Source organism: Thermanaerovibrio velox DSM 12556, assembly GCF_000237825.1.
Classification (GTDB): domain Bacteria; phylum Synergistota; class Synergistia; order Synergistales; family Synergistaceae; genus Thermanaerovibrio; species Thermanaerovibrio velox.
Map to the genome: position 1 here is coordinate 1,227,224 of NZ_CM001377.1, position 21,438 is coordinate 1,248,661.

General features: G+C 57.6%; 23 protein-coding genes. 17 read left to right on the forward strand and 6 right to left on the reverse strand.

Annotation, left to right across the window (positions count from 1 at the left end; translation table 11 throughout):
* Nucleotides 1–13: 13 nt before the first annotated feature.
* Both THEVEDRAFT_RS05960 and THEVEDRAFT_RS09590 read left to right on the forward strand, forming a co-directional pair.
* Nucleotides 14–457 carry a hypothetical protein gene (locus THEVEDRAFT_RS05960; RefSeq protein ID WP_006583812.1) on the forward strand — a complete coding sequence of 148 codons (444 nt, stop codon included), beginning with the start codon at nucleotides 14–16 and terminating at the stop codon, nucleotides 455–457.
* A gap of 31 nt (nucleotides 458–488) precedes the next feature.
* Nucleotides 489–872 (forward strand): hypothetical protein, encoded by a 384-nt coding sequence (locus THEVEDRAFT_RS09590; protein ID WP_006583813.1) that lies wholly within the window; start codon nucleotides 489–491, stop codon nucleotides 870–872.
* A gap of 100 nt (nucleotides 873–972) precedes the next feature.
* On the opposite strand, the gene THEVEDRAFT_RS05970 is transcribed toward THEVEDRAFT_RS09590, so the two are convergent.
* Nucleotides 973–3,003 (reverse strand): urocanate hydratase, encoded by a 2,031-nt coding sequence (locus THEVEDRAFT_RS05970; RefSeq protein ID WP_006583814.1) that lies wholly within the window; start codon nucleotides 3,001–3,003, stop codon nucleotides 973–975.
* Between the two features lie 197 nt (nucleotides 3,004–3,200).
* On the opposite strand from THEVEDRAFT_RS05970, the gene typA reads away from it, so the two are divergent.
* Nucleotides 3,201–5,057: a translational GTPase TypA gene (gene typA, locus THEVEDRAFT_RS05975; RefSeq protein WP_006583815.1), complete on the forward strand. Its 1,857-nt coding sequence runs from the start codon at nucleotides 3,201–3,203 to the stop codon at nucleotides 5,055–5,057.
* 79 nt (nucleotides 5,058–5,136) lie between these two features.
* Here typA and THEVEDRAFT_RS05980 read toward each other — a convergent pair whose 3' ends face one another.
* The 4 genes from THEVEDRAFT_RS05980 to THEVEDRAFT_RS05995 are packed head-to-tail and all read right to left on the reverse strand — an operon-like array spanning nucleotide 5,137 to nucleotide 8,417.
* A complete protein-coding gene (locus THEVEDRAFT_RS05980) occupies nucleotides 5,137–6,195 on the reverse strand; it encodes a glycoside hydrolase family 26 protein (protein ID WP_006583816.1) in 1,059 nt (352 codons plus the stop codon).
* Nucleotides 6,196–6,230: 35 nt separating this feature from the next.
* Complete coding sequence (locus tag THEVEDRAFT_RS05985) at nucleotides 6,231–6,803, reverse strand: DedA family protein (RefSeq protein WP_050802136.1); 573 nt, start codon at nucleotides 6,801–6,803, stop codon at nucleotides 6,231–6,233.
* A 54-nt stretch (nucleotides 6,804–6,857) separates the two neighbouring features.
* The gene (locus THEVEDRAFT_RS05990) at nucleotides 6,858–8,045 is read right to left on the reverse strand and encodes an alanyl-tRNA editing protein (RefSeq protein ID WP_006583818.1); all 1,188 of its coding nucleotides are present in this window, start codon (nucleotides 8,043–8,045) and stop codon (nucleotides 6,858–6,860) included.
* Between the two features lie 3 nt (nucleotides 8,046–8,048).
* A complete protein-coding gene (locus tag THEVEDRAFT_RS05995; protein ID WP_172634035.1) occupies nucleotides 8,049–8,417 on the reverse strand; it encodes an acylphosphatase in 369 nt (122 codons plus the stop codon).
* A gap of 343 nt (nucleotides 8,418–8,760) precedes the next feature.
* Between THEVEDRAFT_RS05995 and THEVEDRAFT_RS06000 the strand changes: the two genes are divergently transcribed.
* Both THEVEDRAFT_RS06000 and THEVEDRAFT_RS06005 read left to right on the forward strand, forming a co-directional pair.
* Nucleotides 8,761–9,405, forward strand: coding sequence for a lactate utilization protein (locus THEVEDRAFT_RS06000; protein WP_006583820.1), 645 nt, complete (start codon nucleotides 8,761–8,763; stop codon nucleotides 9,403–9,405).
* A 76-nt stretch (nucleotides 9,406–9,481) separates the two neighbouring features.
* Nucleotides 9,482–10,438 carry an asparaginase gene (locus tag THEVEDRAFT_RS06005; protein ID WP_006583821.1) on the forward strand — a complete coding sequence of 319 codons (957 nt, stop codon included), beginning with the start codon at nucleotides 9,482–9,484 and terminating at the stop codon, nucleotides 10,436–10,438.
* Nucleotides 10,439–10,606: 168 nt separating this feature from the next.
* Here the strand turns inward: THEVEDRAFT_RS06005 and THEVEDRAFT_RS06010 are convergent, their stop codons facing one another.
* A complete protein-coding gene (locus tag THEVEDRAFT_RS06010; protein ID WP_245522615.1) occupies nucleotides 10,607–11,119 on the reverse strand; it encodes a YbaK/EbsC family protein in 513 nt (170 codons plus the stop codon).
* 130 nt (nucleotides 11,120–11,249) lie between these two features.
* On the opposite strand from THEVEDRAFT_RS06010, the gene THEVEDRAFT_RS06015 reads away from it, so the two are divergent.
* The 12 genes from THEVEDRAFT_RS06015 to THEVEDRAFT_RS06070 all read left to right on the forward strand — a co-directional run bounded on the left by THEVEDRAFT_RS06015 (nucleotide 11,250) and on the right by THEVEDRAFT_RS06070 (nucleotide 21,149).
* Nucleotides 11,250–12,170, forward strand: a complete 921-nt coding sequence (locus THEVEDRAFT_RS06015) for a triphosphoribosyl-dephospho-CoA synthase (protein ID WP_006583823.1) — start codon at nucleotides 11,250–11,252, stop codon at nucleotides 12,168–12,170.
* Between the two features lie 15 nt (nucleotides 12,171–12,185).
* Nucleotides 12,186–12,548: a helix-turn-helix domain-containing protein gene (locus THEVEDRAFT_RS06020; protein WP_006583824.1), complete on the forward strand. Its 363-nt coding sequence runs from the start codon at nucleotides 12,186–12,188 to the stop codon at nucleotides 12,546–12,548.
* On the forward strand, nucleotides 12,520–12,966 hold the full coding sequence (locus THEVEDRAFT_RS06025; protein WP_006583825.1) for an ImmA/IrrE family metallo-endopeptidase: 447 nt from the start codon (nucleotides 12,520–12,522) through the stop codon (nucleotides 12,964–12,966). Before THEVEDRAFT_RS06020 ends, THEVEDRAFT_RS06025 begins: the two co-directional genes overlap by 29 nt.
* Nucleotides 12,967–13,006: 40 nt before the next feature.
* Nucleotides 13,007–14,083, forward strand: coding sequence for a beta/alpha barrel domain-containing protein (locus tag THEVEDRAFT_RS06030; RefSeq protein ID WP_006583826.1), 1,077 nt, complete (start codon nucleotides 13,007–13,009; stop codon nucleotides 14,081–14,083).
* 246 nt (nucleotides 14,084–14,329) lie between these two features.
* Nucleotides 14,330–15,565 (forward strand): aminotransferase-like domain-containing protein, encoded by a 1,236-nt coding sequence (locus THEVEDRAFT_RS06035; RefSeq protein ID WP_006583827.1) that lies wholly within the window; start codon nucleotides 14,330–14,332, stop codon nucleotides 15,563–15,565.
* A 1-nt stretch (nucleotide 15,566) separates the two neighbouring features.
* The gene (gene buk / locus THEVEDRAFT_RS06040; protein WP_006583828.1) at nucleotides 15,567–16,643 is read left to right on the forward strand and encodes a butyrate kinase; all 1,077 of its coding nucleotides are present in this window, start codon (nucleotides 15,567–15,569) and stop codon (nucleotides 16,641–16,643) included.
* A gap of 45 nt (nucleotides 16,644–16,688) precedes the next feature.
* Nucleotides 16,689–17,777, forward strand: coding sequence for a butyrate kinase (buk, locus tag THEVEDRAFT_RS06045; RefSeq protein ID WP_006583829.1), 1,089 nt, complete (start codon nucleotides 16,689–16,691; stop codon nucleotides 17,775–17,777).
* Between the two features lie 10 nt (nucleotides 17,778–17,787).
* Complete coding sequence (locus THEVEDRAFT_RS06050) at nucleotides 17,788–18,441, forward strand: hypothetical protein (protein WP_006583830.1); 654 nt, start codon at nucleotides 17,788–17,790, stop codon at nucleotides 18,439–18,441.
* Between the two features lie 54 nt (nucleotides 18,442–18,495).
* On the forward strand, nucleotides 18,496–18,729 hold the full coding sequence (locus THEVEDRAFT_RS06055; RefSeq protein ID WP_006583831.1) for a 4Fe-4S dicluster domain-containing protein: 234 nt from the start codon (nucleotides 18,496–18,498) through the stop codon (nucleotides 18,727–18,729).
* A 43-nt stretch (nucleotides 18,730–18,772) separates the two neighbouring features.
* Complete coding sequence (locus tag THEVEDRAFT_RS06060; protein WP_006583832.1) at nucleotides 18,773–19,834, forward strand: 3-methyl-2-oxobutanoate dehydrogenase subunit VorB; 1,062 nt, start codon at nucleotides 18,773–18,775, stop codon at nucleotides 19,832–19,834.
* 7 nt (nucleotides 19,835–19,841) lie between these two features.
* Nucleotides 19,842–20,591, forward strand: a complete 750-nt coding sequence (locus THEVEDRAFT_RS06065) for a thiamine pyrophosphate-dependent enzyme (protein WP_006583833.1) — start codon at nucleotides 19,842–19,844, stop codon at nucleotides 20,589–20,591.
* 3 nt (nucleotides 20,592–20,594) lie between these two features.
* Nucleotides 20,595–21,149 carry a 2-oxoacid:ferredoxin oxidoreductase subunit gamma family protein gene (locus THEVEDRAFT_RS06070; protein WP_006583834.1) on the forward strand — a complete coding sequence of 185 codons (555 nt, stop codon included), beginning with the start codon at nucleotides 20,595–20,597 and terminating at the stop codon, nucleotides 21,147–21,149.
* The last annotated feature ends 289 nt before the right edge of the window (nucleotides 21,150–21,438 follow it).

Here is a 21,438-nt window from a genome sequence, read left to right on the forward strand (position 1 = left end):
AGGGGGTGACCACATGTCGGAACAGACCATACTCCAGGCCGCACAGGAAGCCGCCAAGGAGCTGAACGGTAAGTTCGAGAAGAAGGGGGACGTGTTCTGTCTTAATGCCCTGATAGCGGAGAGAAAGGCTTTTCTATCGAAACAGAGCCTATGGTACACCGCCCGTTTTAAGGTAGATGAGGCCTCCCGGCAGGTCACCTTCACCGAGATGCTGGAGGAGCGCAAGTCCGGCCTTGGGTCAGGGGATCTTGAGGACTCCCCATCGGGCTTCAGCTTCAAGAAGACCGTTACAAAATCTGGGACCGAGGGGCTGGAGGGAATAATTGATGAACAGTCCGTGCTTTTTGGCAAGAAGTATTCCTACTCCCTGGATCTCAAGAAGGTGCGGGAGGGGATAAAAAGGGCGGCGGAGGTGGAGGGATACTCGTTTAAGTACAGCATATGGGGCAAGCTCTAGCTAGAATCCTTGCCCGTAGGGGGGATGGGACATGAGGAAGAACTTGATTTCATGGATGGTCACAGGAGCCCTTCTGCTTTTACTCGCTTCATCCGCCAATGCGGTATCGGGGCCATACTCGGTTTACGCATCGGTCACCACCGGGAGCGGGTCTATCCAAGCGGTTCTTGTACCCGGGGAGTTCACGGTACCAGAGGGTAAAAATGCGGTCATAGTGAGCTTTAAGCACGACGACCCCAACACGGGCTACCACTCCGAGAAACTGGGACAGAACATCTACTCCATCACCATGGGCAAGTACATGGTGGACGGGAGCGGCAACCCCCTTTTCCGCCTGCCGCCGGGCAAATATCGGTTCTTCGTGGGAGGTTATCCCGGTGCCACGGGGGTTCTCACCTACAACCTAGAACCATAGCAAGAAGAGGGGGACGGGCTTAAAGCCCGTCCCCCTCTTCCCTCTCTTCTCCCCAGGCTCTTCAGCCCAGACGGGCATTTATGGGGGCTATCAGCAAATGTCACTTGCCGGAGAATGCCCTGCTCACCAGCTCCTCCACAAGGCCATCTCTTGGGACGTAGGGCAAGGTTATGTGATCCCTGCCGTCGGACTTCAGGTTATACTCCATGGACACCTCAATGGCGTTCCTGTTCCTGGCCCACGCCCTCCTGGCCACGCCACCCATAACGTCCCAGGACAGCGCGGACTTTATTATCTCGTCCACCCGATGGGATCCATCCAACACTAGACCAAAGCCACCGTTTATGGACTTCCCTATGCCAACCCCTCCGCCGTTGTGAAGGGCTATCAAGCTCATGCCCCTCGCGGCATTGCCGGCGAAGCAGTGGGTGGCCATCTCCGCCATCATGTTGCTGCCGTCCTTTATGTTGGCGGTCTCCCGGAAGGGGCTGTCAGTGCCGGAAACGTCATGGTGATCCCGGCCAAGCATTATGGGCCCCACCTCACCCTTGCGGACCATCTCGTTGAACCGCAAAGCTATCCTCACCCGGCCCTCTGCGTCCTGATAGAGGATCCTGGCCTGGGTACCAACCACCAGCTTGTTCTTCTCCGCATCCCTTATCCAAACCCAGTTATCCCTGTCCTGGCCCCGACGGTTCGGGTCTATGCACTCCATTGCGGCCTGGTCGGTCTTCCGGAGATCCTCCGGGCGCCCGGATAGGCACACCCAACGGAACGGACCGTAGCCATAGTCAAAGAGCATGGGGCCCATTATGTCCTCCACGTAGGATGGGAAGATGAACCCATCCTTGTCATCCACCCCGTTCTTAGAGACCTCCTTGACCCCCGCATCGAAGACCGCCTTGAGGAAGGAGTTGCCGTAATCAAAGAAGTAGGCTCCCCGCTGGGTGAGTATCTTTATGAGCTCAAAGTGCTTCCTGAGGCTCTGATCAACCAGCTCGCAGAAACGGGTTCTGTCCTCCTTTAGAAGCTTCGTCCTCTCCTCAAAGGTCAGCCCCTGGGGACAGTAACCGCCGTCGTACACCGCATGGCAGGAAGTCTGATCGGACAGCAGCTCAACCTTGACGTCGTTGTCTACGCAGTACTGGAGGAGATCCACGATGTTGCCGTGATATGCGATGGACAAGGGCTCCCGCTTGGACAACGCCTCCTTGGCCCAGGCGAAGACCTCGTCCAGGTTGGAGGAACACTTGCTCACCCAGCCCTGATCCAACCGGGTCTTTATCCTGCTGTAGTCCACCTCCGCTATTATGCCCACCGCTCCAGCTATCTCCGCCGCCTTTGGCTGGGCCCCGCTCATGCCGCCAAGCCCCGAGGATATGAAGAGATGGCCCCTCAGGTCCTCATCATCCCTTATACCCAGCTTGAGCCTCCCGGCGTTGAGGATGGTGTTGAAGGTGCCGTGCACTATCCCCTGGGGCCCTATGTACATCCACCCCCCTGCGGTCATTTGGCCGTAGTTGGCCACCCCCAGCTGGGTCGCCAGGTGCCAGTCTCTGGGGTTGTCATATATCCCCACCATCAGGCCGTTGGTGATTATCACCCTCGGGGCCTCCGGATGGGACTTAAAGAGACCAAGTGGATGCCCAGACTGAATGACCAGGGTCTGATCCTGGGTCATCACCTGCAGGTACTTCATTATAAGGCGGTACTGCATCCAGTTCTGGCAAACCTGGCCGGTCTCGCCGTAGGTCACAAGCTCGTAGGGATACAGGGCCACCTCAAAATCCAGGTTGTTATCTATCATCACCTGGAACGCCTTGCCCTCTATGCAGCGCCCCTCGTACTGATCTATGGGCTTACCCCATATCCTCCCCTTAGGACGGAACCTGTAGCCATATATGCGTCCCCGGGTCATGAGCTCGTTTAGGAACTCCGGGGCCAGCTTCTCATGGTACTCCTCGGGGATGTAGCGGAGGGCGTTCTTCAAAGCCACCACCGTCTGAGCCTCCGTTAGGGTGAACCCCCTGTCCGGGGCCCTCCTTATACCGGGCTCAAAGGGGGGTATCTCGTCCGGGATCTCGTCCAACCTGACCGTCATGGCCTGCCTTATGTCCTGATTCGACAGCATGCGGATCTCCTCCTTGCTGGAAGGTCTTGGATCTTTAGTAAATTCTAAACCATCCCCCAAGCAACGTCAAATATACGTCTATAGATCATCAAAAAAATATTGCCCCATCCACCGCCACTTTTAGGTGCTTTTGTGGTATCCTCAACAATCGCGCCCCAAGGGGCACCATCAAATATGAAAAGAAGGTATGCCATAGCATGAAGTCCCACGAAAGAATAAGAAACGTGGCCATAATAGCCCATATAGACCACGGTAAGACCACGTTGATAGACTCCATCTTCAAGGCCGCAAGGACCTTCAGGGAAAACGCCAGGCTTTCAGAGAGGATAATGGACAGCAACGACCTGGAGAGGGAACGGGGCATAACCATAAAGGCGAAGCACTGCACCGTGACCTGGGGAGACTACACCATAAACATCGTGGACACCCCGGGACACGCGGACTTCTCCGGCGAGGTAGAGCGGGTGCTATCCCTCGTGGACTCCGCGCTGCTGCTGGTGGATGCCGTTGAAGGCCCCATGCCCCAGACCAGGTACGTGCTCTCCCGAGCCCTGAAGATGGGGCTTCGTCCCATCGTAATAGTCAACAAAGTGGACCGCCCCCACGGAGACCCTTCTGGAGCCCTCAACAAGACCTTCGACCTCTTCGTAGAACTGGGGGCATCGGACGAACAGTGCGACTTCCCAATACTCTACGGGTCCGGCCTGAACGGATGGGTGGTTAAGGACCTGGACTCCCCAAGGGAGGGCATGGATGACCTCTTCGATACCGTAATCCGCTTCGTCCCACCCCCCAAAGTGGACCCCGACGGCGATTTCCTAATGCAGGTATGCACCCTCGCCTGGAGCGATTACCTTGGACAGATAGGATGCGGCAAGATACTAAGCGGCACCCTAAAACGCTCCAAGAAGCTAAACCAGGTTAGGGTGGCCTGGACAGATCGGCAGAACGGTAGTTTCCACACCATATGGTCCGGGGAGACCTCCTGCGAGCATCTGTTCGTCACCCAGGGACTTGAACGAGTGGAGGTGGAAGAGGCCCACGCAGGAGACATCGTGTGGTTCTCCGGCCCGGACGAGATAGCCCTGGGGGACACCTTCATGGACCCCACATCCCAGCTGTCACCCCTGCCGCCCCTTGACGTGGAGGAACCCACCGTATCCATGTTCTTCCTGGTGAACAACGGCCCCTTCGCCGGCAAGGAAGGACAGGCGGTAACCCTGAGGCAGCTCAAGGCAAGGCTTGAACGGGAGAGCAAGACCGACGTGGCCCTAAAGGTGGAGGACGTGGGACGCCACGACGGCCTTAAAGTATCAGGCAGAGGAGAGCTTCATCTGGCCATCCTGATAGAGGAGATGCGCAGGGAGGGGATGGAGTTCTGCGTATCAAGGCCCGAAGTCATAACCTCCAGGGATGAGAACGGGGACGTACAGGAGCCGGTTGAAGAGCTCACCATAGACGTGCCGGAGGAGTTCCAAGGAACGGTGATCCAGAAGCTGGCGCTTCGCAAAGGTGAGTTGGTCTCAATGGAAAACCATGGGACCGGTACCATAAGGCTCAACTATGTGATCCCCACAAGGGGCCTCATCGGCTACAGGGGGGAGTTCCTCACCGACACCAAAGGCCTTGGCACCATGTCCAGCCGGGTCATCGGGCACGCCCCATGGGCGGGCGAGATATCCGGCCGTTCCAGGGGATCCATGGTAAGCGTGGACGACGGCCAGGCCACATCCTACGCCCTGGAAAACCTTCAGGTCCGAGGCACCCTCTTCATATCCCCAGGTGAAGAGGTCTACTGCGGCATGGTGGTGGGCGAACACTCCAGGGGTAACGACCTGCCCTGCAACCCTGCCAAGAGGAAGCAGCTAACCAACCACCGATCCGCCACAAAGGACGCCACGGTAATACTCGACGCCCCCAAACGCCTCACTGTGGAAGGGGCGCTGGAATGGATCGCCGACGACGAGCTGGTGGAGATAACCCCCTCATCAATAAGGATAAGAAAGGCCATACTGGACCCCAACGAGAGGAAGAAGGCCGCTAAGGGGGCATGAAACACCCATAGCTTACGGGTGAACCAAATACGCAAAAACCAAGCCCGGGGAAACTACCCCCGGGCTTTGCTCACCTTACTCACTGGCCCATTTGGACGGGGATCTCCACGGACGGGCCAAACCTAGGAACGGTAACGAAGTCATCCAACCGGGCCCACCGGCGGTAAACCTCCAGAGAAGGAGGAGACGAACCAAGGTCCAGTCCAGAAGGGGATCCGTCGGGCTTGAAACCCTTGTCCCACCAAGCCACCGCTCTCAACCCCTGTTCCCTCGCCGCCATGAAAGCCCTGAACGCCTCCTCCATCCAGCGGGGCTTATTAATATCCGGCCCATCCGCCACGGACCACTCCAAAACCGCCAGGGGCTTCGACCGGGATACATCCCGGAGCCTGCGGAGGGCGTAGGCTAGAAGACCGCTCATGTCCCTAAGGGGTCTTGTGCCCAACCTTCCGTAGAGGCTAACCCCCATCCAGTCAACCACGTCATCCCCGGGGTAGTAAAAAATCCCACGGTTCCACGGTGCATCCGGCCCAGGGCGCTCCGCCAGGTGAAAGACCCATGTGACGTTAAACGCCCCCTGGGCTTCAAATATCTTGACGAAACGCCTGAAGGCGTCTTTAAACCGCTCGGGCCCGTCGGGCACCCTGGGATCCCCATACCGATCGGTCACGGAACCGCCGTTGAACCGGCCAGACCATGGGAACCAACCACCATCCGCCTCGGGACCAAAGGTTATCATCACCGGGAACCCCAAGGACCGGACGCTGTTGGCCGCCTCGGCTATCTGGGCATCATAAACCCCCGCGAGGATCCTGCCGAGGGTCATCCTCCTCTCCGGCCTGTTCTGCACCCTCTCAGACCAGGGCATTACCCCAACCATGGGAACTATTCCCCTTTCCCAAAGGGCCTTGCACTGCTCAGAAGGGAACTTAGACCTCCCGTCCCAGTTCCAGCTCAGGTACATCCACACGATGCCCCTGCCGGTCATAGATATGAACCGGTCCAGCTCATCCTCCATAAGGATGTCATCATAAGGGCCGGAATAGGGGTGGCCAGATAGGTAAATCCCCCTCTCCGGGGGAAGAACCTTGAGCGCTTCCAGAGCGATGGACCCAGTGGACAGAAGGGTAAGGAGCATGACAACCCCCGCAGCAAAGGACCACAGAAAGCCCTTCAGGATATCCTCTCCCCATTCCTCTTCTTAAGCATGAACACCACGTAACCCACCACTATGAGGGTCACGAAGGCGATGAGCCCAAAGGATGCCTTGGTCACCACCCGGTGCACCATGTCCTGGTTGCTGCCGAACCAGTACCCCGCCAACGCAAGGACCACCACCCATATGCCGGAACCCAGTGCGGTATACAAAGAAAAGGACCAGAGGGACATCCTGGATACACCGGCAGGCAGGGATACATACTGCCTTATCACTGGCAAAAGCCTGCCGGTAAAGGTGCTCACGTGACCGTGTCGGGCGAAGAACCTCTCCGCCTTGTCCAAGGACGAAGGAGTAACCCCAAAGTAGCGCCCGTACTTCTCAAAGAAGGGACGCCCGAACTTGACCGCCACCCAATAGTTAAACCAAGCCCCCAAGAGACTGCCCAATATCCCAGAGGCTATAACCGCCCACAGGTTCATCCTTCCAAGGCTCGCCAGATACCCCGCCGGGGGAACCACCACCTCGCTCGGGAAGGGGAAAAACGAGGACTCCAAAAACATCAGCGCCACCACGCCGGGGTAGCCCATCTTACCTATGGTGCTTACGAGGAAATCCACCAGATAGTGAAGAACACCGGTCAACTAAAGCTCTCCCTTCATCCTGTCAATCCAAAGCTCCAAGTTAAAATCTCCGAACACCCCGCTAACCCAATCAGGGGAACCGCCGCCCTTGAGTCCAAGATCCCTGTTATCCCTAAGCCACTTGCAAAGATCCAAAGCCACATCCCCGCCGCGGCAAATCGCAAAGCGATTCGCCCCACCGCTCACACATACCCCAATGGATATGGACCTCGGATCCTCTTCCCCCTTGGCCCGGAGTTGATGGGTCATGATCTCCGACGGGAGATCTCCTAAGGACATGAGATCCATGACGAAGACGCTTAAACCCTTAAGGCAGACCTTGGTCATAGGGAATACGAGGAAGGGCCTCAGCCTCTCCAACAGCTTCGCCTTGGACTTGGCATCCTCCTTGGCCGCCCCGTAAACCTTCTCCAGCTCCTCGGGCTGACAGCCCACGTCCCTGGAGAAACGCCGAACCACCCTGCTCCAACGGTCCAAAAGGGCGGACCTCACGGGCTCCACGGTGTACCTCACCTCCCAACGGGAAGGAGATCCCTTGAAACCGGTCACCAATACCCCACCGATCTGGGACGTGCTTTCCACGTGCAATCCACAGCAGGCCACCCGGTCGTAGTCCCCCAGGCTCACAACCCTTATGGAATCCGGCATGTCCAGCTGAAGCCTCTCCCAATTGGCCTTCAGTGCCTCGTCTTGTAGGGCCTGATCCCCGGTAAGCTCCTCTATGCGAACCGCAAGATCCATGTTCACGACCCGGTTGGCCTCCTCCTCGGCGATCCAAAGCTTATCCCACGTGAGATCCTCGGGATAGTCCAAGGTTATGAGCCCCTCGTCCTCGCCTATGTTGACCTTGAAGACCCTTAGCCCCTGAAAGTTCCTCTCCAAGGCCCTGGAAAGGGCATGCTCCCCGGAATGCATGCGGGCAACCCACGCCTGCCAATCAAGATCCACCTGAACCTCTACCCTGGCCCCTGGGATGACATCATCTACAGCACCCTTGATCAGCTTAGCGGTTATGACCGACACATCCCCCTTGCCACGGCAGTCCTCCACCCGAAGCTCAAAGTTGTCCCCGGATATTCTGCCCCTACCACCTGGCTGCCCACCCCCAGATTGGTGAAAGGGGTTGTCCCTCAACACGATTAGGAACGATCCCCCCTTAACCTCCACAGAATCTATGACCGTCTCCATCCCTTAATCTACCTCCTCAACGGTAGGGAGGACCCTAAAGCCCTCCCAAGGTCCCGCCTGCTCGGCCGGTACGTCCCAACACTCAAACCGATCCACCCGAGCCCACGGGTGACCATGGGCTATCACCTGGCACATCTCTTCTACCGCCCTAGGCTCCCCCACCAAAAGGGCCTCAACGGATTGAAGCCCCACGTTTCTAACAAAACCCCTTAAGCCCATCCCCATCGCCTTCATCTGGACGAAACGCCTAAAACCAACCCCCTGGACGTGACCGCTCACCATAACCCTGCGGGCCACGACTCTGCCGATAGAACTCGAAGCACCCTGGGAGCCCATGAAGAGCAACACCTCCCGGACACGGCATAGGAACATATCCCATACCATAACCATCAGTCGCCACTGCCGACTAATTGGACATCATACGCAAGACAATCCACCAAGCGCAAGGGGAACGGCAATTCCATTGAGGTGCCTGCATGTAACATACCAAGGGTTTATAATATTTCGGAGGTTAACAGGGTTCCAGGAGATATCGCTGTGCTTCACAACATACCCTCCCCTAGCAGCTTCCTGGGACTAAGGTTTTCATGCCGGCAGAGGGGGACAAGAGACCGGCAAGGGGGGCGGATAGGAAGATGCTTTCACGGGCATCAGGATATTTCCCCCAAGATCCCCAAGGATGGCGAAAGATGCGCTGGGAGGTGAAGGTAGACAGATGACTGATCTAACCGACCATAAAGAGCGTGCCCAGGAGGCTCTGGCGGAGTGGGTGGCCCAAAAGCTGAGGGGAAGGGGTTACGCAGCATCCGTGGCCAAGGACTCCGGGGATGCTCTCTCTAAGGTGCTGGAACTGATACCGGAGGGGGCTTCGGTTGGCATCCCCGGCAGCGTTACCCTCCGGGAGATTGGCCTCATCGAGGCGCTGAAAAAAAGAGGGAACAGGGTAATTCAACACTGGGGGGATATGACACCGGAGGATCGCAAAAGGGCGCTGGTAGAAGAGATATGCGCCGATGTGTTCGTGTCCAGCGTCAACGCCATATCCCAGGAGGGGCACATAGTGAACATAGACGGCACCGGCAACCGGGTTGCGGGCATATCCTTCGGCCCCGGAAGGCTTATCCTGGTGGCGGGCATTAACAAGATAACCTGGGACCTGGAATCCGCCATCAAGCGCGCCAGAAGCTCCGCATCCCCCAACGGCATAAGGCTCAACTCTCCAGTGCCATGTTCAAGAACCGGGGTATGCGTGGACTGCCAAATACCGGAGAGGATGTGCCGGGTCGTATCAATCCTCGAGAGGTGTCCCGCTGGGAGGGATGCCCACGTTATAATCGTCCTCCAGGATCTGGGCTATTGAGCAATCGCTTCGGATCCCCTACCACGGGCTCAGCTGTACGGGCTCGCATGGATCATCAGACTCAAGGAGGCAAGCGATGAGATCGAAAAAGATGGCACTGGTCTTCGCCGGAAGCCCATCCTTGGCGGACCTCGCGTCAGCATCGGATTCCATGAAGACAATGATAGGGCTGCCTACGGAGATGGGGGATCTGGAGGTAGTGGAGTGGAGCCGGCAACCCAGCAGCCACTACACCATACGAGTAACCACCGACCTTTTGGAGCTCTTAAGGTCTTTAGTAAACGACGGCTTCGACGGCATCGCCGTGGCAAGCGGCACCGACGTCATGGAGGAGATGGCGTACCTGGTTGACCTCCTTTGGCCCTACCCGCAACCGGTTGTTTTCGCCGGTCTCGGGTCCCCCGCAAGACATGGCAGCAACGAGGGGATCATAAACCTCCGTCAGGCGGTTTTATCCGCCTCATCCGAGGAGTGCTGGGGCATGGGGGTCACCATATTCTCCAGGGGAGAACTCTTCGCCGCATCCGAGGCATGCAAATACTACAGTCACCGGGGACACGACTTCGCATCCCCGGGGCTGGGACCTGTGGGTGAGGTGGTTCAGAACCGGGTTTACGTCAACCGGATCCCCAAAAGGCCGCGGGTCATAGACAGGCCGGTGGTGCCAGCCAAAGACGTGGAGGTCCTTTACGCCTCGCTTGGGGGCGGAGAGCTGATCCTTGGGCACCTCTCCAGGGACGAGTCCCTAAAGGGACTGGTGCTGGGAGGGTTCGGAACCGGCAACGTCCCTCCCCCTTGGATACCGCACCTCAAAAACATAATCCGCCGCAGGGTCCCGGTGGTCATAACCTCTCGCTGCCAGCTGGGCAGGGTGCTGTCCCTTTATGACTTCGAAGGGTCCGCCAAGCGGCTTATAGACATGGGGGCCATCGACGGTGGGACCTTAAGACCCATCCAGGCAAGGCTCCGCCTGTCCGTGGCGGTGGGGGCCGGCATGGAGGAACAGGAGATAAGAGAATACATGTTAAGCTAGATTGTTAGGACACCAAGAACCGCTGGTATCAGGTCCCAAGGCCCAAGGATAAAAGGACCCCAGGCCTTGGGACCGGCCTCTTCCGAAGCATCAGCGGTTCTCAACCATCCTCCCCTTCTCCCCAGGGACTACCGACGGGCAACCCCGGCAATCCTTTTCGTTTCCCTTTTATTTCTTTATTTCCCCTACCACTGCCCCGGTGTAACCCTTAAGATCCTCCGGGGAGACGGGGAAGAAGGAGTGGTCATCCCCCGCCGCAGCCCAAACGACATCGTACAAGAACAAGTCTTCGTCCATGACCGACCTTATCGGGAACTGATATCCCACCGGCGGCACGCCGCCGGGCTTGAAGGGGGTAAGGGTGATCACCTCGTCATAAGTGGCCATCCTAAGCCTTTTAAGCCCAAGAAGCCCCGCAGCCCTCTTAAGGTCCAACCGATTAGGACCGCTCATGAGGGCCAAAACCAGATCACCCCGGTCCATGAGGAGGATGCTTTTGAGTATCCTACCCTCCTCCACTCCCACGGCCCTCGATGCGTCCTGCACAGTATGAATCGTTTCGACGGACTTCAAAATACTTCCGCGATACCCAAGTTCTTGCAGTTTCGACTCCACAAGCCCCACCGGATCCGAGGAACAAAGCATCTTTAATACCCCCTTGACCATAAGTACAAGCTCCAAACCTGGTATACTCTTCCGGGTCAAAGTTTAACACCCGAAGCAAGCAAACCTTCAAGTCCACGGACCACGCCACCTGATAATCTCTAATCGCAGGGCGTGCCCCAACTTTTTATGAAGGGGAAGTGATCCATTGGAGGTACGGACCGATCACCTGGCGACCGTTATAGGCTGCGCTGCAACCTGGGCATCCGCCGCGGAGGTGCTGGTGTGTCCTAAGCCCGGCCTTGTGGACCCCCTTGACAGGGGCTGTCATGATGATATGGATTGGACCCATTTCCTCTTGAGCTGTTCCGCCCTGGCGGGCTTTTGGAGCGAGCAGGCCAAGGTTGGGCTTTCAGGCATAGCCCACGGAGAAGCGCTGGAAGCCCTAAGGCGGAACGGGCTTGCGATGGAACGGGTCATGTTCGAAGCCACCGGGGGGGTTAACACTCACAAGGGGTTGATATTCGCCCTGTCCCTTTGGGTCTACGGGGCGGGCAGGTGTGCGACCAAGGGATTGCCGATGGACGTATCCACAATGGGCTCCGTCGCGGCGGGACCGGCAACAGGACTTGTAGACCGGGAACTAAGACCCCTGAAGGACGGCACGGACAGGAGATCCAAGCTCACCCATGGGGAGAGGCTCTACCTGGAACATTCGGTGACCGGCATACGGGGGGAGGCGGAGGCGGGATTCCCCACAGTGGTCAACCGGGTATACCCGGCGGTCAAGGAGTGGATCGCCAAGGGGGCATCCCTTAACGACGCGGCCCTCATGGGGCTTCTCTCCGCCATGGAGAGCTGCGAAGACAGCAACGTGATCCACCGGGGAGGATACGAGTTCTGGGCTGGGACCTACAAGCGGGCGGTGAGAAACGCCATCCAGGAGTTCAACCCACTCTCAGGGGATCACTCCCCCCTCTTTACGCTTGACGCCAAGTTAAAGGAAGCCGGTGTAAGCCCAGGAGGGGCTGCGGATCTCCTCGCCTGCGGGCTCTTTGCCCTCATGATGATAGACAAGGAGTTGATAACTAAAGCAAATGGAAATATACTAACAGATAACATTAAATAAAGAGGAGGTGATTATATGAGCCTTGGCATGAGGGTAAAGACCCTTAGGCTGGCCAAGGGACTCACCCAGCAGAAGCTGGCGGACATGATAAACGTCAGCCGTATATACGTGCAGGCGATAGAGAGCAACCGCAGGAAGCCCTCCATGGATCTTCTCGAGCGGTTGGCGGAGGCGTTGGACGCCACGCCGGCGGATCTGATGAGGGCTCCGTGCGACGGGGGCGGGAGGATGCAGCTGGAAGAGGTCCTATCATCCGGAGAGGTGGAGGTATGGTACAGGAGCAGGAAGCTCTCCCCCAAGGATATGAAGCGCATCCATCGGCTGGTGGAAACCGTGTTAGAGGAATGGGATGAGGAAGAGGAAGGAGACCGAGCTTAAAGGGCATTCCAGTGGATGTCGGATGGACTTCCCGTCTCCCCCGGAGGAGCTGCCCCGGTGGGCGCTTGAGGAGGCCAAGAGGTGGCAGAGGAAGGACGAGTTCGACGTGCTGGTCATGGCGGAGGAGATCAGCGGCAGATCACTTGAGGTGAGGTATGCTCCGCTGCCCGACGGCATGTGGGGCTTTCACGTGTGCAGAACCTCCAGGGGGGCCATATTCATCAACTCGTCCCTGCCTCCCCTCTGGAGGCATTTTACCCTCTTTTACGAGGTGTACCACATAATTAATCACCCCAAGGGGCAGGCCTTCTTCGAGAGGACCCTTCAGCCGCTCAGCCGATTCGAACAGGAGGCGGACAGCTTCGCGTGGGCTGCGGTCTGGCCCGAGTGGATTGACGGGGACTACCGGGATTGGTGATGAGGCTTGCCCTACCCAAGGAGGCGGGAGGTGCTATCCATTGGTATCATTGAAAACCGTAAGGGAACTTTTTGAGCCGGCCAACCTGGGAGGTATTCCCCTGACCTGCCGTTTCGTGGCCTCCGCGATAACACCTGAGGTCTTTGGCCGATGGCCCTCGGAGAGGGCCCTTAGATTCTACCGATCCCTTGGAGCGGGAGGAGCCGGGGCCGTCATAACCGGCTCATTCTATGTGGACAGGCTGGGGGCTGACGAGTCACACGGGGACCAATTCGTGGGGTTTGTGGAGAGGCTGAGCGGGCTTCTTAAGGATTTCGACTGCCCCCTCGTCGTCCAGCTTGGACATTCAAGCCACAGGCTCCACAACGTGCCTCAACTAATGGGGCCCAGGGGCCCTTATCCCCATGAAACGGATCCATACGAGGTGACTCAGGCTTTTGGCAGGTTCTCCAAAAAGGCCTTCGAGGCGGGAGCATCGGCGGTTCAGATCCGCTGCTGCCACGGGAGTCTCCTGGACTCATTCTTGACAATGAGCGAAGGCCTGCCCCCGGGACTCGAGAACCCCTGGGACCCGGCTGTCATGGCCCTTGACGCTTGCCTTGCCCACGGGCCCGTATGGGTCAAGGTGGGGCTCGGGGAAGATATGCCCCATGGATACGGGGTTGACGATGGGATCCGACTGGGTATCGAACTTGCCAAGGGGGGAGCATCCCTCATAGAGGTCACCTCCGGGACCTTTGAATCAAGGCCTCCGGTTGGGGTCTTAAGGATTGGGGTTTCATCTGGGGAAAGCGAAGCCCATCTGGCGTCCCCTTGTCGGCGCCTTTCGGAGACCCTTAGAGAGCTTGGCCTAAGCAGCCACATCATGCTGTCCGGCAGCATAAGGAGCATCGAGCGTTCCGCAGAGCTCTTGGAGGAGGGCATCTGCTCGGCGGTATCGATGGGCAGGCCGTTTATAGCGGAGCCAGACCTGGTGAACCGGTGGCGGGAAGACGACCGCCGTCCATCCGCCTGCTTCTCATGCAACGCATGTCTGGCCGAGGGCGTTGAATTTGTAACCTGCCCCGTGATGAGGGAGAAGGAAGAAAATTTTTGGAACTTGCGAAGCCCCGATTGACCTAAAAACCGCAAAATTTAGAAACTTCAAACCCATTGGATTGACAGGCGCAACCCACAAGTTTAAACTTGTCGGCAAAGGTAAGCGTGATACCTAAAGCTCGATGCAAAAATCACATAAAAACCTTGGCTATTCTTGATCTTTGCGCTACTATGAAGAAGTGTCAAAGTAAAAGGTTCTCCAGAAACCCTTTTACGGCGTACGCCGGGACCCAAGGGGCATAAAAGAGACGAAGGAGTGGGTATCATGTCATTGGAAGACAAGCTGTCGGAAGTGGGACGGAACTTAAGGTCCTCCATCATAAGGGAGCTTTTGAAGTTCGCCGCCTCCCCGGAGGCCATATCCTTCGGCGGTGGAGTCCCGGATCCTAATACCTTTCCCCGTCACGAGCTGGCCGAGATAGCCAAGGAGGTAATCGAGCAGGATTACTCCTACACCCTGCAGTACAACACCACCGAGGGAGACGACCTCCTGGCCCAGGAGATGTCCAAGCTGCTCACCAGGATCTACGGCATAGAAGGCATCCAGAGGGACCAGATGCTCTTCACCACCGGCTCCCAGCAGGCCCTGGACCTCATGGCCCGTATATTCCTCGACAAGGACAGCATATGCTTCATGGAGTTCCCCGCGTACCTTGGGGCGGTGAGCGCCTTCAGGATGTCGTTCCCGAGGTTCGAGACGGTCCCGGTCGAGGATGACGGCATGGATGTGGATTACCTCGAAAGGCGCCTCAAGGAGATCGACGCCAAGGGGGAGATATGCAAGGTCAAGTTCATATACACGGTCCCCAACTTCCACAACCCCGCCAGCGTCACCATGAGCCTCGAAAAGCGCAAGCGGCTTATAGAGATCTGCAACCGCTACGATATCCTAATCCTCGAGGACGATCCCTATGGGATGCTCCGTTTCAGCGGCGAGCCCAAGCCATCCCTTTACAAGCTCGCAGGACCCGATCGGGTGGTGCTCCTTAACACTTTCAGCAAGGTCCTCACCCCGGGCCTCAGGATAGGCGTAATCCTCGGCAGGTCTGATATAGTCCGCCGGGCCACCATGGCCAAGCAGGCCATGGACCTCTGCTGTCCCAGTCTGACCCAGCGGATAGCCGCAAGGTACCTTAACCGCTACGACATAGTGGAACAGATCAAACCGGGCATAGAGCTTTACCGTTCCAAGAAGGACACCATGATAAAGGCCCTCAACCAGGATTTCTCGGTGATAGAGGGAGCTAAGTGGATAGACCCGGAGGGGGGGCTCTTCGTATGGATCACCCTCCCCCAGGGCTTCGACACCATAGGCATGTTCGACGTGGCGAAGTCCAAGAACGTTTACTACATACCCGGGGAGGCCTTCTCCATCGAGAAGACCCCGTCCACTTCCATGCGTCTGTCTTTCTGCCTGCCCCCAGAGGAGAAGATAGTGGAAGGGATAAGGCGTCTCAGGGACGTGATCGTAGAGTACGGCAAGCAGAAGGGGCTGATGTAGCATGCGGATACTGGTCATCAATCCCGGATCGAGCAGCACCAAAGTCGCCATATTTGAGCACAAGGACAAGGTGGCCCAGGAAAACCTAAACCACCCGGCGGAGGAGCTGGAGAAGTACGAGTCCCTCATGGATCAGAGGGAACTACGGGAGAGGGCCATATCGGATTTCCTCGCTAAGAACGGCCTATCGGTGGACCAGCTGGACGCCATAGCCGCCAGGGGAGGCATACTCCCTCCCCTGGAGAGCGGCACGTACCTGGCAAATCAGGAGATGGAGGACTTCCTTCTCCACCATGCAAAGGTGCAGCACGCCTCCAACCTGGCAGCGGTGATAGGGCTCGAAATGGCCCGAAAGGCCAAAAAGGAGATCCCCGTGTACGTCACCGATCCGGTCAGCGTGGACGAGATGGTGGACGTGGCGAGGATATCGGGGATAAAGGACCTGGAGCGGAAGTGCCTTTCCCACATATCCAACATGCGAGTCGTGGGCATAAAGGTGGCGGAAGAGGAGCTTAAGAGGCCCTTCCATGAGACGAACATGGTGATAGCCCACCTGGGGGGCGGCATATCCGTGGCTCCCTTCGAGAAGGGCCGCATGTTCGACGTTAACAACGCCAACGATGAAGGCCCCTTCAGCGTGGAGCGGACCGGGGAGCTGCCGGTTGGAGACGTGGTAAAAACCGCCTACTCCGGCAATTACACCAAGGACCAGCTTAAGAAGACCTTCGTGGGCAAGGGGGGGCTTGTGGCTTACCTCGGGACAAACGACCTTAGGGAGGCCTTCAAGATGGCCCAGGAGGACCCCAAGGCCCTGGAGGTCATCGAGGCCATGGCCTACCAGATAGCCCAGGAGATAGGGGCCATGTGCGCAGCCCTGAAGGGCAAGGTGGACTGCATCGTAATAACCGGCGGCATGTCTCACAGCGTAGATTTCGTAAACATGATACGAGGCTACGTGGATCGGTTTGCCAAGGTCTTCACCGTGCCAGGGGAGATGGAGATGGAGGCCATGGCATACGGAGCCCTCAGGGTCATGACCGGCCAGGAGAAAGCCAGGACCTGGACGTTCAAGGCTTAGCCCTTGACTCACCAGCAAGGAACCACGAAAAGGCGGTGCTGAAGGATGAAGATACTGGTCATAAATCCCGGTTCCACTAGCACCAAGGTGGCGGTTTTCAACGGAGAAGACCTCATGGCCTCCAAGACCCTCCGCCACTCATCGGAGGAGCTGAGCCCCTTCAAGAAGCTCACGGATCAGTTCGAGTTCAGGACCCGGATAATAGAGGGCTTCCTGGAGGAGTGCAACGTCAACCCCAAGGACCTAGCGGCGGTGGTGGGCAGAGGGGGGCTTCTAGATCCCATATCCTCCGGAGGTACCTATAAGGTCACCGAGGACATGCTGGAGGACCTCAAGGCTGGGAAGAACGGAGAACACGCATCAAACCTGGGGGCCCTCATCGCCTATCAGTTCACCAAATCCTTTGGGGTTCCCTCCTTCATAGTGGACCCGGTGGTGGTGGACGAGATGGAGGATCTGGCCCGTTACTCCGGACACCCCATGTTCAAGAGGCGTTCCATATTCCATGCCCTCAACCAGAAGGCCACCGCCAGGGGTGCGGCGGAGAAGCTCGGCAAGGCTTACGAAGAGGTCAACCTGGTGGTGGTTCACATGGGAGGGGGCATATCCGTGGGGGCCCACCGGAAAGGACGGGTTGTGAACGTGAACAACGCGCTGGACGGTGACGGGCCTTTCACGCCGGAGCGCAGCGGGACGCTGCCGCTGACCCAGCTCATAGACCTTTGCTACAGCGGCAAGTACACCTTGGATCAGATGAAGAAGAAGATAAAGGGCTCGGGCGGCATGGTGGACTACCTGGGGACCAACGACGGCATGGAGGTGGCAAAGCGTATAGAACAGGGGGACAAGGAAGCCCTCCTGGTCTACAAGGCCATGGCGTACCAGACCGCCAAGTGGATTGGCAAGATGGCAGCAGTCCTCAAGGGTCAGGTGGACGGCATAGTCCTGACCGGCGGACTTGCTTACGACAAAGACTACATGGTCCCCTGGATAAAGGAGATGGTGGAGTTCATAGCCCCGGTGTTCGTCTTCCCCGGCGGCGATGAGGAGAGGGCCCTCGCAATGGGTGGGTTAAGGGTTCTTAAGGGGGAGGAGACCCCCAAGGTCTACTCCCAGATGAAGCTGCAAGGCTAGGGGTGCTAGGGTGACGGAGCTCAAGAAGAACTACGCTTTCATAGGTCTGTTCGGCAGCGGGAAGACCGAGGTGGCCATAAACTGGGCCCTGCGGCTCCGGCGGGAATGGCCCCATGTGGCCATAGTAGACGGGGATATAATATCCCCCTACTTCAGAAGCAGGGATGTGGCGGAGGAGCTTGAGAGCATGGGTTTAACGCCGGTGTACCCCCAAGGGGCCTTGAGGAACGGGGATCTGCCCGTCATAACCGGGGCCGCCAGGGGGTACCTGGAGCGTCCGGAGTACAAGACAGTTATGGACGTGGGCGGCGAAGAGGGAGGCATTGTGGTCCTTGGGTACCTGAAGCCCTATCTTGGGGACTGCGAGATCTCAATGGTGGTGAACGTGGCGCGTCCCTTCTCCTCCACCGTTGACGGCATTTCAAGGGCCCTGGATGAGTTAACCCGGGCGGGGGACCTCAAGGTAGACTACCTGATAAACAACCCCAACCTATCAGTGGAGACCACGTTAGATCTGATCCTGCGAGGGGAGGAGGTCTTGGCGGAGGCATCAAGCCGTCTGGGTATACCGGTGAAGTTCACGGTGGTGCCGGACTTAATAGAGCCCCAGGGACTTCGCTTCCCGGTTTTTCCCATAAGGCGTTTCATGAGGATGGAAATATAAGATCTATATCAAGGGAAGGGCCAAAAGCAAACAACGCACGGAGGTGTTAGGGTAATGGCAAAGGCCAAGGGGAAGATCGAAGTTGATCAGGAGAGGTGTAAGGGTTGCGGCCTATGCGTAAGCGTATGCCCCATGAAGGTCATCGAGTTCGGTGATAACTTCAATGCAAAGGGGTACCATCCCGCAGAGGCTAAGCACCTGGACAAGTGCATAGGATGCGGATTCTGCTACAACATCTGTCCCGACGTCTGCATAACCGTGTACAAGGAAGTGGCGGAGAACGCATAAGGGCCGCAGGGATAACCTAAAAAGGATTGGGAGGGGAACTTAGATGGCCGAGAGAGTTTTGGTAAAGGGAACTGAAGCCATGGGGGAGGCCGCCGTTAGGGCAGGCTGCAGGTTGTTCTTCGGCTACCCCATAACACCCCAGAACGAGCTTCCGGAGTACATGTCCAAGCGGATGCCAGAGGTTAACGGCACCTTCCTCCAGACCGAGAGCGAGGTAGCCACGATAAACATGGTCTACGGTGCCGCCTGCACCGGCACCAGGGTGATGACGTCCACCTCTTCGCCGGGCTACAGCCTGATGCAGGAGGGGGTTTCTTACATGGCCTGCGCGGAGCTTCCGGCGGTGCTGGTAAACGTGGTTCGTGGAGGCCCGGGCCTTGGGGACATTCAGCCCTCCCAGGGAGACTACTGGCAGGCCACCAAGGGCGGTGGGCATGGGGACTACAAGCTGATAGTGCTGGCTCCCTCCACCGTGCAGGAGGCAGTGGACCTCACGGTGCTGGCCTTCGATCTGGCGGATAAGTACCGGAACCCGACGCTGATAGTAGCCGACGGGGTCATAGGGCAGATAATGGAGCCGGTCACCTTCCCGGACTTCAGGGACATCTCTTCCCTCCCAACTCACGACACCTGGGCCCTCACTGGCACATCTGGAAGGCAAAAGAGGATCGTAGCCCCCTTTGACCTCGATCCCTACAGGCTGGAGCAGATGAACCTGGCGTTGGTGGCCAAGTACGAGCAGATGGAAAGGGACGAGGTTCGCTGGGAGGAGTACATGCTGGAGGACGCGGAGGTCATGATAACCGCGTTCGGCACCGTGGCGAGGATCGCCAAGAGCGTGGTTGACCAAGCTCGCTCCCGCGGGATAAAGGCAGGGCTCTTCCGCCCTATAACCCTCTGGCCCTTCCCCTATAAGCGGCTTGAGGAGCTCGCCAAGGGCAAGAAGCTGATCCTCGATGCGGAACTCAACATGGGACAGATGCTGGAGGACGTGAAGATGGCAGTGAAGGACCACGCCCCGGTGGAGTTCTTCAAGCGGATGGGCGGGATAGTGCCCACCCCCGATGAGATCCTGAACGCTCTAAACTCAAAGCTGGGGAGGTAAGGGAGCCATGACTTTTCAGGTTGTTATGAAGAGGCCCGAGAGCCTCACCATGAAGGAGTTCACCTACTGTCCAGGCTGCACCCACGGGGTTATCCATCGGCTGGTGGCAGAGGTTCTGGATGAGCTTGGCATAAGGGAGAAGACCATAACGGTGGCCCCCATCGGCTGTTCCGTCTTCGCCTACGAGTTCTTCGACACCGACGGGACCATAGCGGCCCACGGGCGGGCCCCCGCAGTGGCCACGGGCATAAAGAGGGCCAGGCCGGATCTCTACGTGTTTACCTACCAGGGAGACGGTGACCTGGCGGCAATAGGCACCGCAGAAATAATCCACGCGGCAAATCGTGGCGAGAAGATGACCACCATATTCGTGAACAACGCCATATATGGGATGACCGGTGGACAGATGGCCCCCACCACCCTGCTGGGCATGAAGAGCACCACAACCCCCTACGGCAGGAAGGCGGAGAACGATGGGTTCCCCTTAAGGGTTTCGGAGGTCATAAAGGAGACCAGGGGGGTGGCTTACCTCGCCAGGACTAAGGTGAACACCCCTCAGGACGTGCGCAAGACCAAGGACGCCATAAGAAAGGCCTTCCTCGCCCAGGTAAGGGGGCTTGGCTTCGGCATGGTGGAAGTGCTCTCCACCTGCCCCACCAACTGGGGGATGGATCCCGTCAAGTCGCTCAAGTGGCTTGAGGAGAACATGGTTCCCGAGTATCCCTTGGGAGTATTCGTGGACAAGGTGGGTGAATAAGCGATGAACACTCGGATGATCTTCGCTGGATTCGGAGGCCAGGGAGTCATGCTGATGGGACAGATAATATCCCTGGCGGGTATGCTTGAGGGGAAACACGTGACCTGGATGCCTTCCTACGGCCCTGAGATGCGCGGCGGCACCGCCAACTGTACGGTGGTGATAAGCGATGAGCCGGTGGCTTCTCCGGTCACCAACGATGCAGAGGTGGTGGTGGCGATGAACATCCCCTCCCTCGCCAAGTTTGAGCCTGCGGTCACCCCCAAGGGATATCTTCTGATCAACCAGTCAGTTGTGGATCGGGAACCTAAGAGGGGGGACATCGCATCCATAAAGGTCCCCTGCAATGAAATAGCGGACCAGCTGGGGAACCTCAAGGTGGCCAACATGGTGATGCTTGGAGCCGTGGCAGGAGCAACCGGCGTGGTCTCCATGGACAGCATAGTCAAGGCCCTGGAGAAAAAGCTATCCGCCGGCGGCAAGACCTCGCTAATAGAGGTGAACAAGAACGCCATAGAGCGGGGTTACCAGATGGCCAAGGAAGCGGTTTCCGCTTAAGAACACCGCATCCATCGCAGAACCGTCCAGCCCCTCCTCTATCGAGGAGGGGCCATTTTTTCTTTGATTTTTAGCCATAATCCCATAGCCATGGCCTACTATAACAACCGATCACCACAAAGGTGTCAACTGTAGACAGCAAGCAAAAAGGAAAAATCAGTTTCCTTAGCATATACCATGGTATATAATGTACAGGAAAACTTGAACGGAAATCCCGTTAAAGTTTACCAAACTAGTCCCCAATGCCTTCCCGTAGGACCTTAAAACTCCAAGTGGCAAGGCTCAGCCT